Annotated in this window: 1 protein-coding gene; it reads left to right on the top strand. The window is 63.2% G+C overall.

The window, feature by feature from the left end; translation table 11 throughout:
• Positions 1-69 precede the first annotated feature (69 nt).
• Positions 70-302 (top strand): helix-turn-helix domain-containing protein (locus MKW15_RS24305; protein WP_374248211.1); only part of this gene is annotated, 233 nt, incomplete at its 3' end.

Below are 302 nucleotides of genomic sequence, written 5' to 3'. Positions count from 1 at the left end.
CTGTTAACGACGCCTGAAAACTGACCCCTTAGCGACGGGTGAATTTTGACCCCCGTCTGAGCTAGGAGGGTGATTTCAGTGGAACAGTGGGCGGAGATCCGCCGGTTGCATCGCAGTGAGCAGGTGCCGATCAAGGAGATCGTGCGTCGGTTGGGGGTGGCCCGGAACACGGTGCGTGCGGCGTTGGCCGCTGATGAGCCGCCGAAGTATTCGCGGCCGGCTCGTGGGTCGGCGGTGGATGCGTTCGAGCCGCAGATCCGGGCGTTGTTGCGGGAGTATCCGACGATGCCGGCAACGGTGAT

Origin of the sequence: Gordonia gummivorans (assembly GCF_022513585.1) — a bacterium.
Lineage (GTDB): Bacteria > Actinomycetota > Actinomycetes > Mycobacteriales > Mycobacteriaceae > Gordonia.
The sequence above is the reverse complement of the archived record's forward strand: the minus strand, read 5'-3'. Positions and strand labels throughout refer to the sequence as shown.